This window comes from Streptomyces gobiensis (assembly GCF_021216675.1).
Taxonomy (GTDB): Bacteria; Actinomycetota; Actinomycetes; order Streptomycetales; family Streptomycetaceae; genus Streptomyces; species Streptomyces gobiensis.
The window spans coordinates 890,124-906,547 of sequence record NZ_CP086120.1 but is presented as its reverse complement, the minus strand read 5'-3'; the positions used below and the strand labels follow the sequence as shown (position 1 = coordinate 906,547).

The 16,424-nt window shown below is 69.7% G+C and carries 20 protein-coding genes and 1 pseudogene; 8 read left to right on the top strand and 13 right to left on the bottom strand.

The window, feature by feature from the left end; translation table 11 throughout:
* Position 1: 1 nt before the first annotated feature.
* Positions 2–157, bottom strand: a pseudogene (locus test1122_RS04220) (helix-turn-helix domain-containing protein); the annotation flags it as partial.
* 481 nt (positions 158–638) lie between these two features.
* Between test1122_RS04220 and test1122_RS04215 the strand changes: the two are divergent.
* Entirely contained in the window at positions 639–860 is a 222-nt protein-coding gene (locus test1122_RS04215; protein ID WP_232267808.1) for a hypothetical protein, read from the top strand.
* A gap of 673 nt (positions 861–1,533) precedes the next feature.
* Here test1122_RS04215 and test1122_RS04210 read toward each other — a convergent pair.
* Positions 1,534–1,770, bottom strand: a complete 237-nt coding sequence (locus test1122_RS04210) for an SHOCT domain-containing protein (protein ID WP_232267807.1) — start codon at positions 1,768–1,770, stop codon at positions 1,534–1,536.
* 114 nt (positions 1,771–1,884) lie between these two features.
* Positions 1,885–2,685, bottom strand: a complete 801-nt coding sequence (locus test1122_RS04205) for a cytochrome c biogenesis CcdA family protein (protein ID WP_232267806.1) — start codon at positions 2,683–2,685, stop codon at positions 1,885–1,887.
* 112 nt (positions 2,686–2,797) lie between these two features.
* Here test1122_RS04205 and test1122_RS04200 point away from each other — a divergent pair, with 112 nt between their 5' ends.
* The 5 genes from test1122_RS04200 (at position 2,798) to test1122_RS04180 (ending at position 5,016) form a co-directional block, all read left to right on the top strand.
* Positions 2,798–3,136, top strand: a complete 339-nt coding sequence (locus tag test1122_RS04200; protein ID WP_232267805.1) for a glutaredoxin family protein — start codon at positions 2,798–2,800, stop codon at positions 3,134–3,136.
* Positions 3,136–3,393, top strand: a complete 258-nt coding sequence (locus test1122_RS04195) for a hypothetical protein (protein ID WP_232267804.1) — start codon at positions 3,136–3,138, stop codon at positions 3,391–3,393. Before test1122_RS04200 ends, test1122_RS04195 begins: the two co-directional genes overlap by 1 nt.
* Positions 3,390–3,662, top strand: a complete 273-nt coding sequence (locus tag test1122_RS04190; protein WP_232267803.1) for a hypothetical protein — start codon at positions 3,390–3,392, stop codon at positions 3,660–3,662. The genes test1122_RS04195 and test1122_RS04190 overlap by 4 nt, the downstream gene beginning before the upstream one ends.
* Before the next feature lie 65 nt (positions 3,663–3,727).
* Positions 3,728–4,294: a TlpA family protein disulfide reductase gene (locus test1122_RS04185; RefSeq protein WP_232267802.1), complete on the top strand. Its 567-nt coding sequence runs from the start codon at positions 3,728–3,730 to the stop codon at positions 4,292–4,294.
* 164 nt (positions 4,295–4,458) lie between these two features.
* Positions 4,459–5,016 carry a DUF2752 domain-containing protein gene (locus tag test1122_RS04180; RefSeq protein WP_232267801.1) on the top strand — a complete coding sequence of 186 codons (558 nt, stop codon included), beginning with the start codon at positions 4,459–4,461 and terminating at the stop codon, positions 5,014–5,016.
* Between the two features lie 52 nt (positions 5,017–5,068).
* On the opposite strand, the gene test1122_RS04175 is transcribed toward test1122_RS04180, so the two are convergent.
* The 4 genes from test1122_RS04175 to test1122_RS04160 form a co-directional block, all read right to left on the bottom strand.
* Positions 5,069–6,049: a M56 family metallopeptidase gene (locus tag test1122_RS04175; RefSeq protein ID WP_232267800.1), complete on the bottom strand. Its 981-nt coding sequence runs from the start codon at positions 6,047–6,049 to the stop codon at positions 5,069–5,071.
* Positions 6,046–6,420, bottom strand: a complete 375-nt coding sequence (locus test1122_RS04170; RefSeq protein ID WP_232267799.1) for a BlaI/MecI/CopY family transcriptional regulator — start codon at positions 6,418–6,420, stop codon at positions 6,046–6,048. The genes test1122_RS04175 and test1122_RS04170 overlap by 4 nt, the downstream gene beginning before the upstream one ends.
* Before the next feature lie 95 nt (positions 6,421–6,515).
* Positions 6,516–7,235, bottom strand: a complete 720-nt coding sequence (locus tag test1122_RS04165) for a tRNA-dependent cyclodipeptide synthase (protein ID WP_232267798.1) — start codon at positions 7,233–7,235, stop codon at positions 6,516–6,518.
* A gap of 138 nt (positions 7,236–7,373) precedes the next feature.
* Positions 7,374–7,802 carry a hypothetical protein gene (locus test1122_RS04160; protein WP_232267797.1) on the bottom strand — a complete coding sequence of 143 codons (429 nt, stop codon included), beginning with the start codon at positions 7,800–7,802 and terminating at the stop codon, positions 7,374–7,376.
* A 166-nt stretch (positions 7,803–7,968) separates the two neighbouring features.
* Here test1122_RS04160 and test1122_RS04155 point away from each other — a divergent pair, with 166 nt between their 5' ends.
* On the top strand, positions 7,969–10,188 hold the full coding sequence (locus test1122_RS04155; RefSeq protein WP_232267796.1) for an NADP-dependent isocitrate dehydrogenase: 2,220 nt from the start codon (positions 7,969–7,971) through the stop codon (positions 10,186–10,188).
* A gap of 419 nt (positions 10,189–10,607) precedes the next feature.
* Here the strand turns inward: test1122_RS04155 and test1122_RS04150 are convergent, their stop codons facing one another.
* Positions 10,608–11,036: a DoxX family protein gene (locus test1122_RS04150; RefSeq protein WP_232267795.1), complete on the bottom strand. Its 429-nt coding sequence runs from the start codon at positions 11,034–11,036 to the stop codon at positions 10,608–10,610.
* Between the two features lie 149 nt (positions 11,037–11,185).
* Between test1122_RS04150 and test1122_RS04145 the strand changes: the two genes are divergently transcribed.
* Positions 11,186–12,262: a sigma-70 family RNA polymerase sigma factor gene (locus test1122_RS04145; RefSeq protein ID WP_232267794.1), complete on the top strand. Its 1,077-nt coding sequence runs from the start codon at positions 11,186–11,188 to the stop codon at positions 12,260–12,262.
* Here test1122_RS04145 and test1122_RS04140 read toward each other — a convergent pair.
* The 5 genes from test1122_RS04140 to test1122_RS04120 all read right to left on the bottom strand — a co-directional run bounded on the left by test1122_RS04140 (position 12,159) and on the right by test1122_RS04120 (position 16,268).
* Complete coding sequence (locus test1122_RS04140; protein ID WP_232267793.1) at positions 12,159–12,950, bottom strand: CPBP family intramembrane glutamic endopeptidase; 792 nt, start codon at positions 12,948–12,950, stop codon at positions 12,159–12,161. The genes test1122_RS04145 and test1122_RS04140 overlap by 104 nt on opposite strands.
* 96 nt (positions 12,951–13,046) lie before the next feature.
* Entirely contained in the window at positions 13,047–13,484 is a 438-nt protein-coding gene (locus test1122_RS04135) for an SPW repeat protein (protein ID WP_232267792.1), read from the bottom strand.
* Positions 13,485–13,632: 148 nt separating this feature from the next.
* Entirely contained in the window at positions 13,633–14,394 is a 762-nt protein-coding gene (locus tag test1122_RS04130) for an FAD:protein FMN transferase (RefSeq protein WP_232271755.1), read from the bottom strand.
* Between the two features lie 28 nt (positions 14,395–14,422).
* Complete coding sequence (locus test1122_RS04125; RefSeq protein ID WP_232267791.1) at positions 14,423–14,923, bottom strand: FMN-binding protein; 501 nt, start codon at positions 14,921–14,923, stop codon at positions 14,423–14,425.
* A 13-nt stretch (positions 14,924–14,936) separates the two neighbouring features.
* Positions 14,937–16,268, bottom strand: a complete 1,332-nt coding sequence (locus test1122_RS04120; RefSeq protein WP_232271754.1) for a ferredoxin reductase family protein — start codon at positions 16,266–16,268, stop codon at positions 14,937–14,939.
* Between the last annotated feature and the right edge of the window lie 156 nt (positions 16,269–16,424).

The following is a 16,424-nucleotide window of genomic DNA, read 5'->3' as shown; positions in this document are numbered from 1 at the left end:
GCTCACCACGTTCCCACCGCGATACTTCGTTCCGCGTCAGTGTGTTCAGACCAGACAGAGAACACAGTCGCTCGGCTAACTGCCGTTGGCTCTTCCCTGCCTCGCGCCTGAGCCGCGCGAGGTATGCCCCGCACTGCTTCCGCCGCTCACTACTCATCTGGCCCCCTCTCTCAGTCAAGTCTGGCCCCTCCCTGGCCCCCTGTCTGGCCCCTCCGCGTGTTCAACGGCTGCGTTTCGATGAAGTCACCAACGCAAGGCCCCCGCGACAGCGACGAACTGTCCGGGGGTGCGGCCACCAACTGACTGGAGTTGACGACAATGGGCATTATCCATGCCTTGATTGCTTTGGCGAGAGCCGCGATCGCAGCCTTGTACGGGCTGGAGGAGTGGCGCCCGGCAGGCGACCAGAACATCCCTCAGCAGCCCGGGGCAGCGCCGTACCCAGAGCCCCGTTCCGCGGCGCTGCCCCGGCATCGCAGTCCGTATGGCCTTCCGGAAGGTCCCTGGTACGTGGATAGTGAGCCGCTTGTGAGGCCGTACTTGCTGGCGTATGAGCAGCAGGAGCGGCGCCGCGTGCTCTACACAGCCGTGTATCTCGGTCTCGACTTGGACCGGCGCGCCCTCCACGGGGGTGCCCGGTGAGCTGCCTGTGTGGCGCCCAGCGCCCGGCCTGGCATGACATGCCGCCCCCGGCCGCCTCCCGGTTCTCCTGTGTCGGTCAGCGGGGACACGATGGGCTGCACCGCGATTTCCTAGGTGAGGGCTGGATCGACCCGGACTCCGAGCTGGCCCAGGACCTGGCTCTGGTCATTGCCGCTGACCAGTTGCGGGCCCTGTGCGGATGGGGTGATGACCAGTGATGACGATCAGGGTGTACCGGGTACGTCCGGACGGGAAGCGGGTCACCGTCAAAGAGAGCGAATCGACCAAGGGCGGCCCGCCGCCCATCAGTTCCGCCTTCCCTCCGTGCTCGTGCCCGAAGTGTGGGAAGGCGAGGAAGAGGGAGTAGCCATGCCCCGCCCGAAGTGGCCGTGAGGTGAAGCGGGGACAGCTGGTGGCGGCAGCTGGATCTGCGTCCCCTGTGGAGACGTGCACGTGTCCACATGAGGCCCCTGTCCATCCAGGGCGGGGGGTTTCCTCATGTCTTGCCAGTGGGGCGCTTGCCGCAACCCAATTGACACCAGGGTGCGGTGAGGTGGCCACAGCCGAGAGGACAGGGGCCGGAGAAGGCTGGTTGGCCCCGGGGGGAGGAAGCCTCCCGGCCCTCATGGGGCACGGATTCGGGAGGGACGGTGCTTAGGAGGGCCGGGAGGGCATGCCGGTTACCGGGTTTCCGTGATGATGGGACCCAGCATGCCGAGAACCTCCTCCTCGGTGAGCGCCTTGAGAGCGCGTGCCGCAATGCGGCCCTGTCGGTCCATCACCACCGTGGAGGGGATCGCCTGCGGCAGCAGTGCGCCTTGAAGCGCGCGCTGAAGTGAGGGCTGCGTCCGGCACCGGGCCGGGCGTCATGGGCTGGGCGACTGGGGTGGCTTACGGTTCCAGGTCGATCTTGCGCTGCAGGTACTCTTCGCGGTCGATGTTGCCCGCGGCGTACTGCTGGCGCAGTTCCTGCTGGGCGCTATCCGGCTGAGCGGGCAGCTCGGGGGGCCTGGAACGGTCCGTCAGTGAGCGGGCGAGCCACACTGCCCCGCCGACTCCGAGACCCAGGACCACCATGGTAATGATCAGCCACAGGATCATCATCCCCGGTCCCATCATTCCCATCATGTCGCACACCTCGTCTCCGTTTCCTCGCGGAGGGTGATTTCCCGCCGGTTCCCTTGTCCTGACCGTAACACCTAAGGGGTTTCGGAGTGGTGTGACGGGGTGCCCCGTCATGGCCTACAGGGGGAGTTCGTAGCCGCCGATCCAGACCTGCATTTCGTAGATCATCAGGGTCCACAGGCCGGAGACCTGGGCGATGCCGACGGCCACCAGCAGTCCGCCGCCGATCAGCAGCACGGTGCGGGTGTGGCGGCGGGCGAAGGAGAAGGCGCGCAGGGATTTGCCGAGGGCGAGGGTGAAGAGCAGGAAGGGGATGCCGACGCCGACGGCGTAGAGGAAGGCGAGGAAGGCGCCGCGCGCGGCGGAGCCGGTGGTGATGGACAGGGAGAGGACGGCGGCGAGGGCGGGGCCGATGCAGGGGGTCCAGCCGATGCCGAACATCACTCCCAGGACCGGGGCGCTCGCCACTCCGGCCTTCGGGGTGTACTGCGGTCGCATCGTGCGTGAGAGCAGTGGAATGCGGCCCAGGGCGCCCATGAACATCAGCCCGAGCAGGATGGTGAGCACACCCAGGACGCGGATGATGACGTCCTGGTGGGCCAGGAGCAGGGTGCTGACAGCGCCGAAGAGGGCGCCGTAGGCGGTGAAGACGGCGGCGAAGCCGAGGATGAACAGGGCGGTGCCCAGCAGGGCCCGGCGTCGGGGTCGTCGGTCTGGGCTGTCCTGTTCGGCGTGGGCGTCGGCGGCGGTCATTCCGGTGGCGTAGGAGAGGTAGCCGGGGACCAGGGGCAGGCAGCAGGGGGAGGCGACGGTGATCGTTCCGGCGGCCAGGGCGATGGGGGCGGCCAGCAGCAGGGATCCGGAGCCGACCACCTGGCCGACGTCGACGGAGGCGAGGAGCACGGCGGCGCCTTTCACTCGGGCGAGGGTGCGGGTCGACAGGGAGCCTATCTCCTATGTAACTTAGGTCCGAAGCTGCATAGGTGTTCGTGGGCGGTGTGGCCTGTGACCTGCCGGAAAGGGCCTCTGAATGGGAGAGCTGCTGTTCGGGGTCCCGCACCGGATCACCCTGCTCACGCAGGCCGACTGCGCGCTGTGCGAGCACGCCAAGACCGTCCTGGCCAAGGTCGCGGCCGACCATCCTCTGGTGATCAACGAGACCGACCTGACCAGCGAGGAAGGCCGACGACTCGGCGCCGAGGCGGGAGTCCTGTTCGCCCCCGGCGTGCTCCTGGACGGCAAGCCGTTCTCCTATGGACGGCTCTCCGAGCGCCGCCTGCGCCGCCTGCTGAAGGCGGCCCCATCATCACCCCATCGTCACCCCCCACCACCCCCACAGACCCAGCCCCCTGAACAAGGAGCACCGTGATGGACGCTTTCTACGCACTGGCCGTGCTCGCCTGCCCCCTCGGCATGGGCGCCATGATGTGGTTCATGATGAAGGCCGGCCGCCAGCCCGCCAGCGCCCCGGACTCGCAGGGCAAGACCACTGACCGCGCGGGATTCGACACCGACCCGCGCCAGCAGGAGGTCACCGCCCTGCGTGGGGAGCTCGCCGACCTGCGCGCCAAGCTCGACAAGCAGCCTGAGCAGTCGCAGGCTCCGGCCGAGGAGCGCACCCGGTGATCGACACCATCCTGCCCCCGCTGGTCGCCGCGGCGGCGATCACCTTCACATATTTCTTCTGCATCCGGCCCATGCGCCAGGGCCGCGGCTGCCACATGATGCCGCGGCAGGCGGACTCGCAGAAGTCGTCCTGCTGCGCTTCTTCGTCCGCAGGGGACAGCACCGACCGGGAGATCAGACAGCTCCGCGAGGAGGTCCAGTTGTTCCACCACGAACTTGACCTCCACACCGCGGACCCTGTTCGGCTCCAGAAGGATGATCCACGCTGAGCACCCCCGCCATACGCCTGCGACCGTCCCGCGCCAGCCCCCGCGACATGGGACCGTCGCGGCGCTTGGCCATCGCTGGCCTGCTGGCCCTGACCGCTGGCACCCTCACCGCCTGCGGCAGCAGCACCCAGAGCGGCCAGGATGACACCGGAACGCTGGGCGCGGCCCAAGGCAACTCCTCGCAGTACTTCAAGCCGGGCGAACGCACCCTCACGCCTACCCTGAAGGGCACCACCCTGGACGGTGGCCACGAGGACATCTCCGACATGCGCGGCGACGTCGTCGTCATCAACGTCTGGGGATCCTGGTGCGCACCCTGCCGCAAGGAAGCCCCCGAACTGGTCAAGCTGCACGAGGAAACCACGCCGCTGGGAGTGGAGTTCCTCGGCATCGACATCCGGGACAACAAGGCGGCGGCTAAAGCCTTCGAACGCAACTACGGCATCACCTACCCCAGCATCTACGACCCCGAGGGCCGCACCACGACCGGCTTCAAGCAGCTGGCCCCCCGGGCCGTCCCCACCACCTACGTCCTGGACAGGACCGGCAGGGTGGCAGCCCTGTCCATCGGTGCCCTCACCTACCGGGGCTTCGCCCCCATCATCAAAGACATCGCCGCCGAGAAGCACTGACCGCAGGAGGCCCCCCATGACCGGTCCTCGGACACTGGTATCTACGGGGCTGCCCAGGCGTCGGGCTCCTGCCCCCGTCCGGTCGGGGAGCAGCACGGAGAATGAGCGGCGACACACCGTGATGGTGCGGCGCTGGTGACCGAGACGGCGGGAGGCAGGGTGTGATGAGCGTGCGCGGGCGACGGTGGATGCCGTTTCGGCTGGTCTGGGAAGCCCGCGACCGGCATCCGTGGGCCGGCCCGCTGGCGGCTGCGGGGATCGCGGCAGGCGCGGTGATGGCTGTCTTCGGGCTGCCGCCGGTCGATCTGCACGGGCCGCTGCACTATGTGGGCGTAATGGGGCCGCTGTGCGGCGGCACCCGTGGGGTGCACGCGGTGATGCTCGGACACCTCGACGAGGCGTGGCGCTACAACCCGCTCAGCCCGGTGCTTGTCGCCGGGGCTGCCGGGGCGGTAGTGCGCGAGGTCGTCGGGCGGGTGAGCGGCCGGTGGCTGAACCTGCGGGTGACCCGGCGCCGGATCGCGATCGTGATCGGCCTGCTCCTGGTGGTGGCGCTGACCGTCAACCAGCAGGCGCACGCCGATCGGCTGCGCACCGGCCCGGAGGGCGGGATGCCCACCGAGTTGCTGCTGTACGTCGCTACGGTGCCGCTGGCGGCGATCGCCGTCGCGGCCATGGCGGTCGTACGGCTGCGTTCACGGCGGCATCCGGGCCGCGGCTGACTGCCTCGTCCCGCACGGCCCAACAGCCCGCCTGGGCCTGGCCCCGAGGAGATCAAGTGAGAAGCTGCTCGCTGGCGACCGGGGTTCCAGGCAGGGGACAGGTGCTCATGCTCGTGGCGGCCACCGCGGGCTGGGCGGCCAGCACCAGCGGCACCGCCAGCATCACGCCCGCCGCTACGGCCCCGCCCCAGGCGACCGCGTGGCGCAGTGGACGCTGTGGGGCGAGCAGCCGCCGCACCCGGCCGGCCACCTGGCCGCCGGACGCCGCCAGCGAGGCCGCGGGCGCACCCGCCCCGGCCAGCTCGACCAGGGCTCCTGCCAGGGTGAGCGAACTGGTGCGGGCCGTCGCTTCGTCGTCGGCGGCCATCTCCACCAGCCGTCGGGTCTCGTCCGCCGCCGTCCGGAACAGCCCCACCCGGGGGAAGGCGCGTTCCAGGGCGTCGGCGTAGGCCAGGGCCAGGTGGTGACGCTGCCGGATGTGGGCCTGTTCGTGGGCGATCACCGCGGTCAGGGCGTGGGGCTCCAGGGCGGCCAGTGCGGCCGAGGTCAGCACGATGCGGTGCCCGTGCCCGGGCAGGCAGTACGCGGCCGGGCGGTCATCATCCAGCACCGTTACGCCCAGGTCGGGCCGGTGGCTGCCGACCATGGCGAGCACCCGGGCATGGTGGCCGCGCTCGCGGCGCGCCCGCAGCAGCCCGGTGCTCAGACACCAGCCGATCCGGCCAGCCAGCGCCAGGGCCAGCACGGTGCCGGTCGCGGCGGCGGCTGCCCCGCCCGGTGTGGCGTAATGCTGCCGCAGCGCCATCGCGCAGGCCTCCAGCATCTCGGCCAGGTTGCCGCTCACCCGCACCGTGGGCACGGCCAGCACCAGTCCGGCCAGCGCGACGGAGACGATGACGGTGGCGGTGAGCGCCTGCCAGACCCAGATACCCAGCCGCGGGGCCCGCGCCGCCCAGCCCCACCGGACCAGCAGCATCGGAGCGAGCACCCCCACCAGAGCCGCGTAGCCGAGCAGCAGGAGGGCCACCCTCACGACCGGTTCCCTTCGCGGCGCGCGGCCAGTGCCGCCCGTAGCTCGGCTACCTCAGCCTCGTCCATCTCATCCACCAGCCGCACCAGCGTCGCGGTACGGTCCGCGCCGGTGGCCCAGACCTGGTCGATGAGTGAGGCCGCGTACTCCTCACGGTTCTTCGTCGCCTGGTAGCGGAAGGCGCGGCCGTCCTTGGTCCGGGACAGCCAGCCCTTGCGGTGCAGGATCTCCATCACCGTCTGCACCGTGTTGTACGCCAGCGGCTGCGGGCGGTCGCGGTTGAGCTGCTCCAGCACCTCGCGCACCGTCAGCGGCGACTCCGCGGCCCACACCACGTCCATGATCGCCTGCTCCAGCTCACCGAAGCCCCGCATCCCGGCCGCCTCCCTCCACGAAAACCTAAACGCCATCGTACGTGCCGCTCAGGGTCAGCCGTCCAGGTCCGCCAGCCCCCGCATCGCCTGCCGTGTCACCGCGCCGCCTCCACCAGGTGCAGATAGCCCTGCCCGGCCACCGGCCGCAGCGCCAGCCGGTGGTGGAACAGGTCATCGAGAAAGGCAGGCACCTGGTGGTAGCAGAACACCGAGGTGGTCACGCCCGCGATCCCCGGTGTGTCCAGGAACAGCGGCAACTCGGCCAGGAAATACCGCACCGCGCCCCGCAGCTGCTCCGGCGTCGGCCGCTGCCCGGCGGGAACACGGCGCTCCAGCGTCCAGGCCGACGCCCCCAGACAGGCCCGGGCGAAAGCGGGATCGGCCCGGTAGCGGTCCTCGACCTGCTTCAGAAGCTCCTGGTAGGCGTCGTTTACCGACAGCGTCTGTCCATCGAGGATGACGGCATCCGGTGCGCTGATTCCGGCCTCGGACAACGCCCGCGTGATCTTGTTCCGTACGTACTGGCCCTGGCGGCGTGCCTTCCACACCGCCTTCTCTGGCGCATATCCCAGCGCCTCCAGGGTGAAGGCGGCCGCCGTGTCCGGGACAAAGAAGTGGACGCGGGTGAAAGCGCCGAGGGCCCAGCGGGCGAGCACGGCGATCCGCTCGGCGGTGAAGTGGCTGTTGAACGGGCTGATGCCCACGCAGGCGTGGGCGCGGCTGGCGAAGACGGCACGGCACCGGTCGGTGAGCGGCACGCCCTGCATCGGTCTGGTGGACTCAGCGGGCTCGGCAGGCAGGGGGAAATGGGGCATGGCGGATCTCTCGCAGAGGAAGAGCAGAAAGCAGAGAAGGGTGAGCTGAGCGGAGTGGGCATCCTCGGCACGCGCCTCTCGCGCAGGTCAGCCGGATGACCCGGGCACGCCCGGCGAGGCGCTGGAAGAGTCCTCGTCCTAAGTGCGGATCACGCACAGTGCGAAACGTCCCCCACCACAGGGCGGCCCCGGGGCCCATGGCGATCCCGCTGCCAGACGCGCGGGAGCCAGCGGCGGCCGGAACACCACCGCCTCCTCAGTGACGGGGGCGTGAGCGTACGGAACCGGCTCGGCGCGGGCAGCCGTACACCGCCCCTCCGCGGAGGCACACATATGCTGGGCGCTGTGCGACGCACCGCCATGCGCCCAGGCGACCGGGGCGCCGTCCACTACGTGCCCCGAACGCTGTGCCGCCGCAGCCGTCGACCACGCGCCCCCGGCACAGCCCAGCAGCAACAGAGCCAGCAGCAGCCCACCAACGACGCGGTGGCGCGCAACCTTGCCGCAGGGCACATCCATGCTCATGACCGTACGCAGCGACCCTGGGAGACGCTCGCGCAACGCCATGGCCATCACCTGGATGACGCACGAGGCACCACGCGCCCCGGCTGGCATGCGTGTGACGGGTCTCACCGCCCGGCCCCCGGCAGCTTGAGTGGGGGCTGGTTGTGGGGAAGGGGCGAGTACGAGATATCTTGATGTCGAGACGAAGTAGGCGTGGAGCGGAGTACCGGTGACTGACTCGACCATCATCTATACGCACACTGACGAGGCCCCGGCCCTGGCGACGTATTCGTTTCTGCCTGTGGTCAAGGCGTATGCCTCGACGGCCGGGGTTACCGTGGAGAGCCGCGACATCTCCCTGGCAGGCCGGATCATAGCCAGCTTCCCCGAGCGGCTGGCGGAGGGGCAGCGTATTGACGACGCCCTCGCCCAGCTCGGTGAGCTGGTCAAGACGCCCGCAGCGAACATCATCAAGCTGCCGAACATCTCGGCGTCGATTCCGCAGCTGAAGGCGGCCATCGCCGAGCTTCAGCAGCAGGGCTACGCGCTGCCGGACTACCCGGACGACCCGAAGACGGACGAGGAACGGGACGTCCGCGCCCGTTACGACAAGGTCAAGGGCAGCGCCGTCAACCCGGTGCTGCGCGAGGGCAACTCAGACCGCCGTGCGCCCGCCTCGGTGAAGAACTACGTCAAGGCGAACCCGCACCGGATGGGTGCCTGGACGGCCGACTCGAAGACGAACGTCGCGCACATGGACGGCGACGACTTCCGCTCCACCGAGAAGTCCGTGGTCATCCCCGAGGACGGCGCGCTGCGCATCGAACTGGCGGGGGACGACGGGACCACCACCGTCCTGCGTGAGTCAGTGCCCGTGCTGGCGGGCGAGGTTGTGGACGCGGCCGTGATGCGGGTGGCGGCGCTGCGCGAGTTCCTCGCGGCGCAGGTCGCCCGTGCCAAGGCCGAGGGCGTGCTGTTCTCGGTGCACCTGAAGGCCACGATGATGAAGGTCTCCGACCCGATTATCTTCGGCCACGTGGTCCGGGCCTTCTTCCCGAAGACGTTCGCCGAGCACGGCGAGGCGCTCGCGGCGGCCGGTCTGAGCCCCAATGACGGGCTCGGCGGTATCTTCAAGGGCCTGGAGTCGCTGCCCGAGGGCGCGGCCATCAAGGCGTCTTTCGAGGCCGAGCTCGCCGAGGGCCCTGAGCTGGCGATGGTCGACTCCGACCGGGGCATCAGCAATCTGCACGTCCCGAGCGACGTCATCGTCGACGCCTCCATGCCGGCGATGATCCGCACCTCCGGCCATATGTGGGGCCCGGACGGCGACGAGGCCGACACCCTCGCGGTCATCCCCGACAGCAGCTACGCCGGCGTCTACCAGGTCGTGATCGACGACTGCCGCGCGAACGGCGCCTACGACCCGGCCACGATGGGTTCGGTGCCCAACGTCGGTCTGATGGCGCAGAAGGCCGAGGAGTACGGCAGCCACGACAAGACCTTCGAGATCCCCACCACGGGCACCGTGCGGGTCCTCGACGGTAACGGCAACGCCGTCCTGGAGCAGGCCGTCAGCGCGGGCGACGTCTTCCGTATGTGCCAGACCAAGGACGTACCGATCCAGGACTGGGTCAAGCTCGCCGTCACCCGCGCCCGCGCGACCGGCGACCCGGCGGTGTTCTGGCTCGACGAGGGGCGCGCGCACGACGCGAACCTCATCGCCAAGGTCAAGCAGTACCTCCCCGAGCACGACACCGAGGGACTGCAGATCGAGATCATGTCCCCGACCGACGCGACCGCGTTCTCCCTGGAGCGCATCCGCCGGGGCGAGAACACCATCTCGGTCACCGGCAATGTGCTGCGCGACTACCTGACCGACCTGTTCCCGATCCTGGAGCTCGGCACCAGCGCCAAGATGCTCTCGGTCGTCCCGCTGATCAACGGCGGCGGACTGTTCGAGACCGGGGCCGGCGGCTCCGCGCCCAAGCATGTCCAGCAGCTCGTCAAGGAGAACTACCTGCGCTGGGACAGCCTGGGCGAGTTCCTCGCGCTCGCGGTCAGCTTCGAGCACCTCGCGCAGACCACGGGCAACGCGCGCGCCCAGGTCCTCGCCGACACCCTCGACCGCGCGACCGGCAGGCTCCTCAACGAGAACAAGTCGCCGAGCCGCAAGCTGGGCGGCATCGACAACCGCGGCAGCCACTTCTACCTGGCGCTCTACTGGGCCCAGGAGCTGGCGAAGCAGACCGACGACACGCAGCTCGCCGGGGCGTTCGCGGCCCTCGCCAAGACGCTGACCGAGCAGGAGCAGGCGATCGTCGACGAGCTGACCGCCGTCCAGGGCTCGCCGGCCGACATCGGCGGCTACTACCAGCCCGTTGTCTCCAAGGCGGCGGCCGTGATGCGACCGTCGAAGATCTTCAACGAGGTCCTTGCGACCCTCGGCTGACGAGATCCTGCGCCGATACGGCGTTAGAGAACTGCACACGGGCCGGGCCCCTGCTGCTTCCGCGTGAGCGGAAGAGTGGCGGGGGCCCGGTGCGTTTCCGCGGCCTATACCGTCCGGTTGCCCGGCCGGTCAGCCACCAGCTGACCGGGTCCTCGGCCGTGGAAGCGCGACCTCATGGACAGAGCCAAGGACCACCTGCTTCTCGCAGATCCCGATTGCGCGGTGCGCGGTCTTTCTCCGCTTCTCCGCGTCTGTTCGTACGGTCCTTGACTCCACTTCCAGGAAAGCACTAACAGGCCGCCCGCGCCAGGGACGGCCGCGCCGTCCTGACCGGCTCCCGCCCCTGCGGGCCAGGGCCGCGACCGCCCCGGAGCGCAGTCTCGACGCCGACCCGGACGGCTGTCGTCGCGGTGTGGCGCTCAGCCTCGTTCGCGTAGCAGCTGGACCAGCGCGGCGGTGCTCTGGCGGCGGCCCCAGGCGATGGTGGCGACGCAGGCCAGCGCCACGATGGGGGCGATCACCATGCCGCCGCCGAATACGACCACCTCAGTGATCACCGCGCCGATCATCAGGGCGGTAAGTGACAGCGCCGCCAGGCCGGTGAGGCGTGGGACCAGCAGGCCGATGCCACCGGCGAGCTCCGCGGCACCGATGAAGTAGAGGAACCAGCCGCCGAATCCAATCTGGTCGAAAGACTCCACGGAGCCCGCGCTGGCGGTGAGCTTGATGACCGCGCCCATGAGGAACATTCCCGCGGTGATGATCTGGAGCGTCCACAGGGCGATGTTCGCCTTGCGGCTCTGCGGGGTCGGTATGGGAGTGGTGGAGGGGGCTGTCTGAGCAGTCATCGTGCTGTCCTCTCAGCGGGGATCCTGGTTTGGTGGTGTAGACGGGGGCCGCCGCGAGAACTCATCGGTGGCCGAGGAGATCCTTTTGTCAGTCCTGCGTGCCACGATGGCGGCATCGGCGACAGCTCAGGTGATGAGAGGGCATGGCCATGGCAGACAACCAAGTCGATCACGTCGATCACGTCGATCGGGTCGATCAGGTCAACGAGGACTTTCCGCGGCTGGCCGATCCGTTCCGGCGTGAGCTGCTGGCGCACTGTTATCGCATGCTCGGCTCGGTGCACGATGCCGAGGATCTGGTGCAGGAGACCTATCTGCGCGCCTGGCGGGCGTACGACAAGTTCGAGGGCCGCTCCTCGATGCGCACCTGGCTGCACCGGATCGCCACCAACACCTGTCTGGACGCGCTGGAGAGCCGCAGTAAGCGGCCGCTGCCCACCGGGCTCGGGGGGCCCAGCTCCGACCCCACGGATACCCTGGTCGAGCAGCGGGAGGTGCCCTGGCTCGAACCGGTGCCGGACGCCATGGTGGGTGCGGACGGTGCCGATCCCGCCGCGATCGTCACCTCGCGGGAAAGTATCCGGCTGGCCTTTGTCGCCGCCCTGCAGCACCTGCCGCCGCGTCAGCGTGCGGTGCTGCTGTTGCGTGATGTGCTCAAGTGGCGGGCCGCCGAGGTCGCCGAGCTGCTCGACACCACGACGGTCTCCGTCAACAGTGCCTTGCAGCGGGCCCGGGCTCAGGTCAAGGAGGTGTCACCATCCGAGGACGAGGTCGTTGAACCGACCGGTCCGGAGCAGCGGGAGCTGCTTGAGCGCTATGTCGCGGCCTTTGAGGAAAAGGACATCAGCGTCATTGTGAAGCTGTTCGCCCAGGACGCTGTCTGGGAGATGCCGCCGTTCCCGGGCTGGTACCAGGGGCCACAGGACATCGGGCAGCTCGTCGATACGCAGTGCCCGGCCGGCCCCGGCGATATGCGGCTTATACCGACCGAGATGAACGGCCAGCCCACGTTCGCTGTGTATATGCGCGAGCAGGAGGGCGGCGACTTCCGGCCGTTCCAGCTGCAGGTGCTCACCCTGTCCGCCGCGGGTCTCGTATGTGGCCAGCCTTCGGTCTCGCATGTCACCGCCTTCTTTGATCTGCGGCTGTTCGAGGCGTGCGGCTTGCCGGAGGTCCTGCCCGCCAACGGTGACGTGACCGGCGTTGGTCTGTACGCACGGAGTTGACCTGCCAAGCCATCAGATAGCCCAATGAGTTGAACGCGGTGTGCAGCGCCATCGGCGCGACGAGGCTGCCGCTGCGGCGCCGTAGCAGGGTGAAGAGGCCGCCGCCGATCGTCGTTGTGACAATGGCGCCGATCGCGGCCTTCGCCCGGGAGGGCGGGGCGCCAGCGGTGGTGAGTCCGGCCAGCGCCGGGTTGGCCTCCGGCAGGTCGCCGGAGGGGAGGATGTGCCAGAGCCCGAAGAGCCCGGCTGAGATCAGCTCGGCGCCCCGGTGGCCGTTCGTGTCCCGCAGCAGGGCGGGGAGTACGCCGCGGAACGCGGTTTCCTCCAGCAGCACTGTGCCGAGCGGGACATCCACCAGGGCCTGGCGCAGAATGCCGGGGAGCGAGTCCGCGGCCCGCTCATCGGCGAACAGCGGACGCGTTGCCGGGAGCGCCGCTCCCGCCGCGTAGGCCAGACCGACGCCGCCGGCCGCCACGGCGCCGTGGCGCAGGCCCCCGATGGCCCGTGTACGGCTCAGCCCGAGGTCGTCCCAGGAGGTCCCGGCCCGCCGCGCGACCGCGATCAGCAGCGCGGACGCCACGACCGACGTCGGTACGGCCGCCCGTGGCGCGAACCGGTTGTTGAGCAGGTTCACCGCGGTGAGCACTCCGCACACCGCTCCCAGTGCGGTCGGCTTTCTCAGGCGCATAGCCGGACCCTACTGGGTGTATGACAGACCGTCGCGTCGCTCCTCGTGGGCTGGAGAGGGAGGAGCGACGCGACTCGGGATGGCCTCCTTACGCCGTTACGTCTCGCGGTTGACTCGCATCGCCGTCGCCGCGCACGCCAGTCCCAAGACGAAGACAAGGGCACCGACGACGACGTTGTTCCAGATGACTCCGGCGCTCGGGGTGGCGCCGACGGCCCACGTCGAAATCACCAACCAGACGCCGATCGCGCACATAGCCCAGCTCAGACCGCTCATCCTTTCCGGAGCCATGGTGAAGCCGAGGGCCATCACGGCTATGGCGATACCGATGACGAGGTTGTGTGTCATGAGTGCGGGCTGTGCGGCCGCGTAGTTCACGACCCAGGGGGACACGGCGGCGTACAGACCGATGAGGAACACCGGACCGTCTACGAACGCCACATCCCGGCCCTTGAGCATGCGGGTGTACCGGGCCCGCATTTCCATTGCGTCGGGGTGACCTGCCAGGTCGCCCCTCTGTGAGATGTCGGCCATGCGACTCGCCCTCCTTTGGAGACGTCGGACACGCAAGCCTGACCGCACCACCATTGTGCGCCCACCCGCGAAGTAACGGTAGTTCTCAGGAGATATCAGCTCTTACCGCCCGGTAACGGTTAAGTCCGTCAGTAGTTGATCGGGCTGGTCAGCGCTGTCTACGCGGGTTGCCCGGCGTTGGGTACGGGGCGCTGAACTCTTCGAAGCCCGCCGTCCACCAGGTGTCACCGTCCGGGCTTACGGCGAACGCCTCCACCTCCGGCAGCTCCGTGAGCCAGTCGCGGGCCGCCGAGCCCATGGCGAAGGCCGCCGTGGCCCATGCGTCCGCCGTGGCCAGGCCGGGCGCCAGCACGGTGACCGAGGCGAGTTCGCCCTTGGCCGGCGCCCCGGTGTGCGGATCCACCACATGGCAGCCGCGCTCCGCCGAGCCGGAGGTCGCCACGGCGAGCTGGCCCGCCGCCTCCACCACGGTCACGAGCCGACCTGGACACAGCGGGTCGCTGATCCCGGCCCGCCAGGGACGCCCCTGAGGGTGTCCACGCAGCTGGATGTCCCCGCCGCCGTTGACGCAGACGCCGGTGGCGCCGGCCGTGGCGAGCAGCTGGGCGGCCCGTTCCACCGCCCATCCCTTGACCAGCCCGGTGGGGTCGAGGCGGCCCGCGTACCGGGCGCTGAACCAGCCGCCGCTGCGTGCCTCGGCGTCCGCACAGAGTCGCAGCACCTCGGGGATGAGGGGGTCGCACTCCGTGCTGGCCACTTCACCGCGCGCCAGCCTGCTCAGCTGGCTCTGCGGCCGGTACGTGGAGAACAACCGGTCGACCCGGTGCAGCCAGTGCACCGCTTCCCTGACCGCTGCCCGCGCCACCAGGGGTTCCGTGCCCTGTACATCGAACGAGAACACCGTGCCCATCGCCTGCTCGGCATGGCGGATCCGTGGTTCAGACACCGGCCTGGTCCAGGGCGCTCTGCAGCGAGTCGCGGTAGCCCTCGCTGGTGAAGGTGGCCCCGGAGACGGTGTCGATGTCGGCGCTCTGCGCCTCAACCGCCCATTGGCTCAACTGCGGTACCGCGCTCGATGACAGCTGCTGGGACCGCGGGGAGGAGGATGGGGACTGCCGTGCGGAAGCGGCGGTGACGCGCCCTCCGGAGACGGTGATCTGCACCTGTACCGGTCCGAACTGGGTCCGCACGGTGTTCCCGGTGAGGGTCCGGCCAGTGTCCGGTGGCTGGGCTGGCGGAGTGGCTGGTACGGGCGGCTGGCCGGGAGCCGCTGTCGCCGCCGGTGCGGCGGGGCTGGCGGGTCCGGCCGCTTCCGCCGACGGTGCCAGTGGTGCGGACGGTGCCAGTGGTGCGTTCGACTTGAGCGCGAGCAGCAGGAGGACGCCGGAGACGGTGGCCGCGGTGCTCAGCAGGATATGGCGGATCGGATGCTTCTTCATGGGCCCCAGGTCCTCACAGCTCGAAGGATTCGTGGTGGATACGGGAGGCCGGGACCCCGGCCTCGCGCAGCGCGTCGTATGACTCCTCGGTCAGGCCGGGCGGGCCGCAGATGTACACATCGTGCTCGGCGATGTCCGGGAGGACGCGGCTCAGGCTCTCGGCGCTGATCTCGGGTCGGGCGCCATCGGGCCCGTTGACCGCGTACACCAGACGTGCCTGCCGTGACTGGGCGATGGCCCGCAACTCGCTCCACAGCGCCAGGTCTTCCCACCGGCGCGCCCGGTAGAGCAGCGTCAGATCGCCGGGCCGGGCCGGGATCGTCTCGAAGAGCGCACGCATCGGGGTGATCCCGGCTCCGCCCGCCAGCAGCAGGACCTTGCCGGTACGGCGGCCGGGGCGGCGGCGGGCCGCGGTGAGTGCCCCGTACGGACCCTCGGCCCAGACCCGGGTGCCCGGCTGGAGATCCGCCACCGCCGCGCTGTGGTCACCGGCCGCCTTGACGGTGATACGGAGCAGATTGCCCCGCGGTGTGGCTGACAGGGAGTAAGGGCTCGCGGTCCAGCGGAGCTTCTCGGTGAGGAACCGCCAGCGGAAGAACTGACCGGCCTCCGCACCCAGCTTGTCCAGCCGCCGCCCGCGCATGATCACCGATACGACGCCGGGGGCCTCCTCGGTGGTCGACTCCACCCGCAGCCGGTGCCGCAGGTTGAGCCGGATGGGGGCAAGGATCCGGTACCACAGCACCAGGGCGGTCACCGTGCCGTACAGCCCGTACCAGGCGGTACGGGCAGCCGGGACGGCGGTGAACTCGGCGCCGGTGGAGAGCTGGTGCCAGAAGGCGAGAAAGACGGCCGCGTAGGTCAGCAGATGCAGGTAGTACCAGATCTCGTAGCGCATCCGGCGGCGGATGGCGCCCGCGGAGAAGGCCGCGATGAGCAGCAGCAGCGCCGTGCCGATCGTCGCCTCGATCAGGTGGGGGTAGTCGGAGACGATGGTGACGGACTGTGTCAGGACGTCCGTGCCGGACAGTGCCGCGTACCCCCATACGATCAGGCCGATGTGGGCCAGGATGAGGAACACCGTGTAGCGGCCCGCCATGGCGTGCCAGCGGGCCACCCGGTCGGAGCCCACCCGCCGTTCCAGGGCGGGCACCCGGGCCATCAGCGCGATCACCACCGCGGCTCCGTAGCCCGCCAGCAGGCCGGTGATCCGCCCCGCGCCGATGTACCAGTCGGCGGTCCGTACGACCGCGGGGGTGTTGTACCACCACAGCCAGAGCACGGCGGCGGCTCCGGCCCAGATGAGCAGGAGCAGAGGAGCCGTGGGGGAGCGGCGCGGACGCATCCGCTGCTCCGCGTAACGGCGGGCGGCGCGGCCGCTGTTCTGGATGGTGAAGGCGGTGGAGCTGGTCAACGGCTTCGCCCTTCTTCGCGGACCTCCTCCACTGATACGCGGCTGAGCCGCGGACGTTTCAGCCACGGGCACGGGCACGGGCACGGG

What these genes read in the sequence shown, in the direction of transcription:
- test1122_RS04140 (WP_232267793.1), bottom strand. Translation starts at nt 12,950, where the DNA reads ATGCGCCTGAGAAAGCCGACCGCACTGGGAGCGGTGTGCGGAGTGCTC.
- test1122_RS04150 (WP_232267795.1), bottom strand. Translation starts at nt 11,036, where the DNA reads ATGACTGCTCAGACAGCCCCCTCCACCACTCCCATACCGACCCCGCAG.
- test1122_RS04125 (WP_232267791.1), bottom strand. Translation starts at nt 14,923, where the DNA reads ATGAAGAAGCATCCGATCCGCCATATCCTGCTGAGCACCGCGGCCACC.
- test1122_RS04200 (WP_232267805.1), top strand. Translation starts at nt 2,798, where the DNA reads ATGGGAGAGCTGCTGTTCGGGGTCCCGCACCGGATCACCCTGCTCACG.
- test1122_RS04165 (WP_232267798.1), bottom strand. Translation starts at nt 7,235, where the DNA reads ATGCCCCATTTCCCCCTGCCTGCCGAGCCCGCTGAGTCCACCAGACCG.
- test1122_RS04180 (WP_232267801.1), top strand. Translation starts at nt 4,459, where the DNA reads ATGAGCGTGCGCGGGCGACGGTGGATGCCGTTTCGGCTGGTCTGGGAA.
- test1122_RS04160 (WP_232267797.1), bottom strand. Translation starts at nt 7,802, where the DNA reads ATGGCGTTGCGCGAGCGTCTCCCAGGGTCGCTGCGTACGGTCATGAGC.
- test1122_RS04135 (WP_232267792.1), bottom strand. Translation starts at nt 13,484, where the DNA reads ATGGCCGACATCTCACAGAGGGGCGACCTGGCAGGTCACCCCGACGCA.
- test1122_RS04210 (WP_232267807.1), bottom strand. Translation starts at nt 1,770, where the DNA reads ATGATGGGAATGATGGGACCGGGGATGATGATCCTGTGGCTGATCATT.
- test1122_RS04120 (WP_232271754.1), bottom strand. Translation starts at nt 16,268, where the DNA reads ATGCGTCCGCGCCGCTCCCCCACGGCTCCTCTGCTCCTGCTCATCTGG.
- test1122_RS04145 (WP_232267794.1), top strand. Translation starts at nt 11,186, where the DNA reads ATGGCAGACAACCAAGTCGATCACGTCGATCACGTCGATCGGGTCGAT.
- test1122_RS04195 (WP_232267804.1), top strand. Translation starts at nt 3,136, where the DNA reads ATGGACGCTTTCTACGCACTGGCCGTGCTCGCCTGCCCCCTCGGCATG.
- test1122_RS04170 (WP_232267799.1), bottom strand. Translation starts at nt 6,420, where the DNA reads ATGCGGGGCTTCGGTGAGCTGGAGCAGGCGATCATGGACGTGGTGTGG.
- test1122_RS04130 (WP_232271755.1), bottom strand. Translation starts at nt 14,394, where the DNA reads ATGGGCACGGTGTTCTCGTTCGATGTACAGGGCACGGAACCCCTGGTG.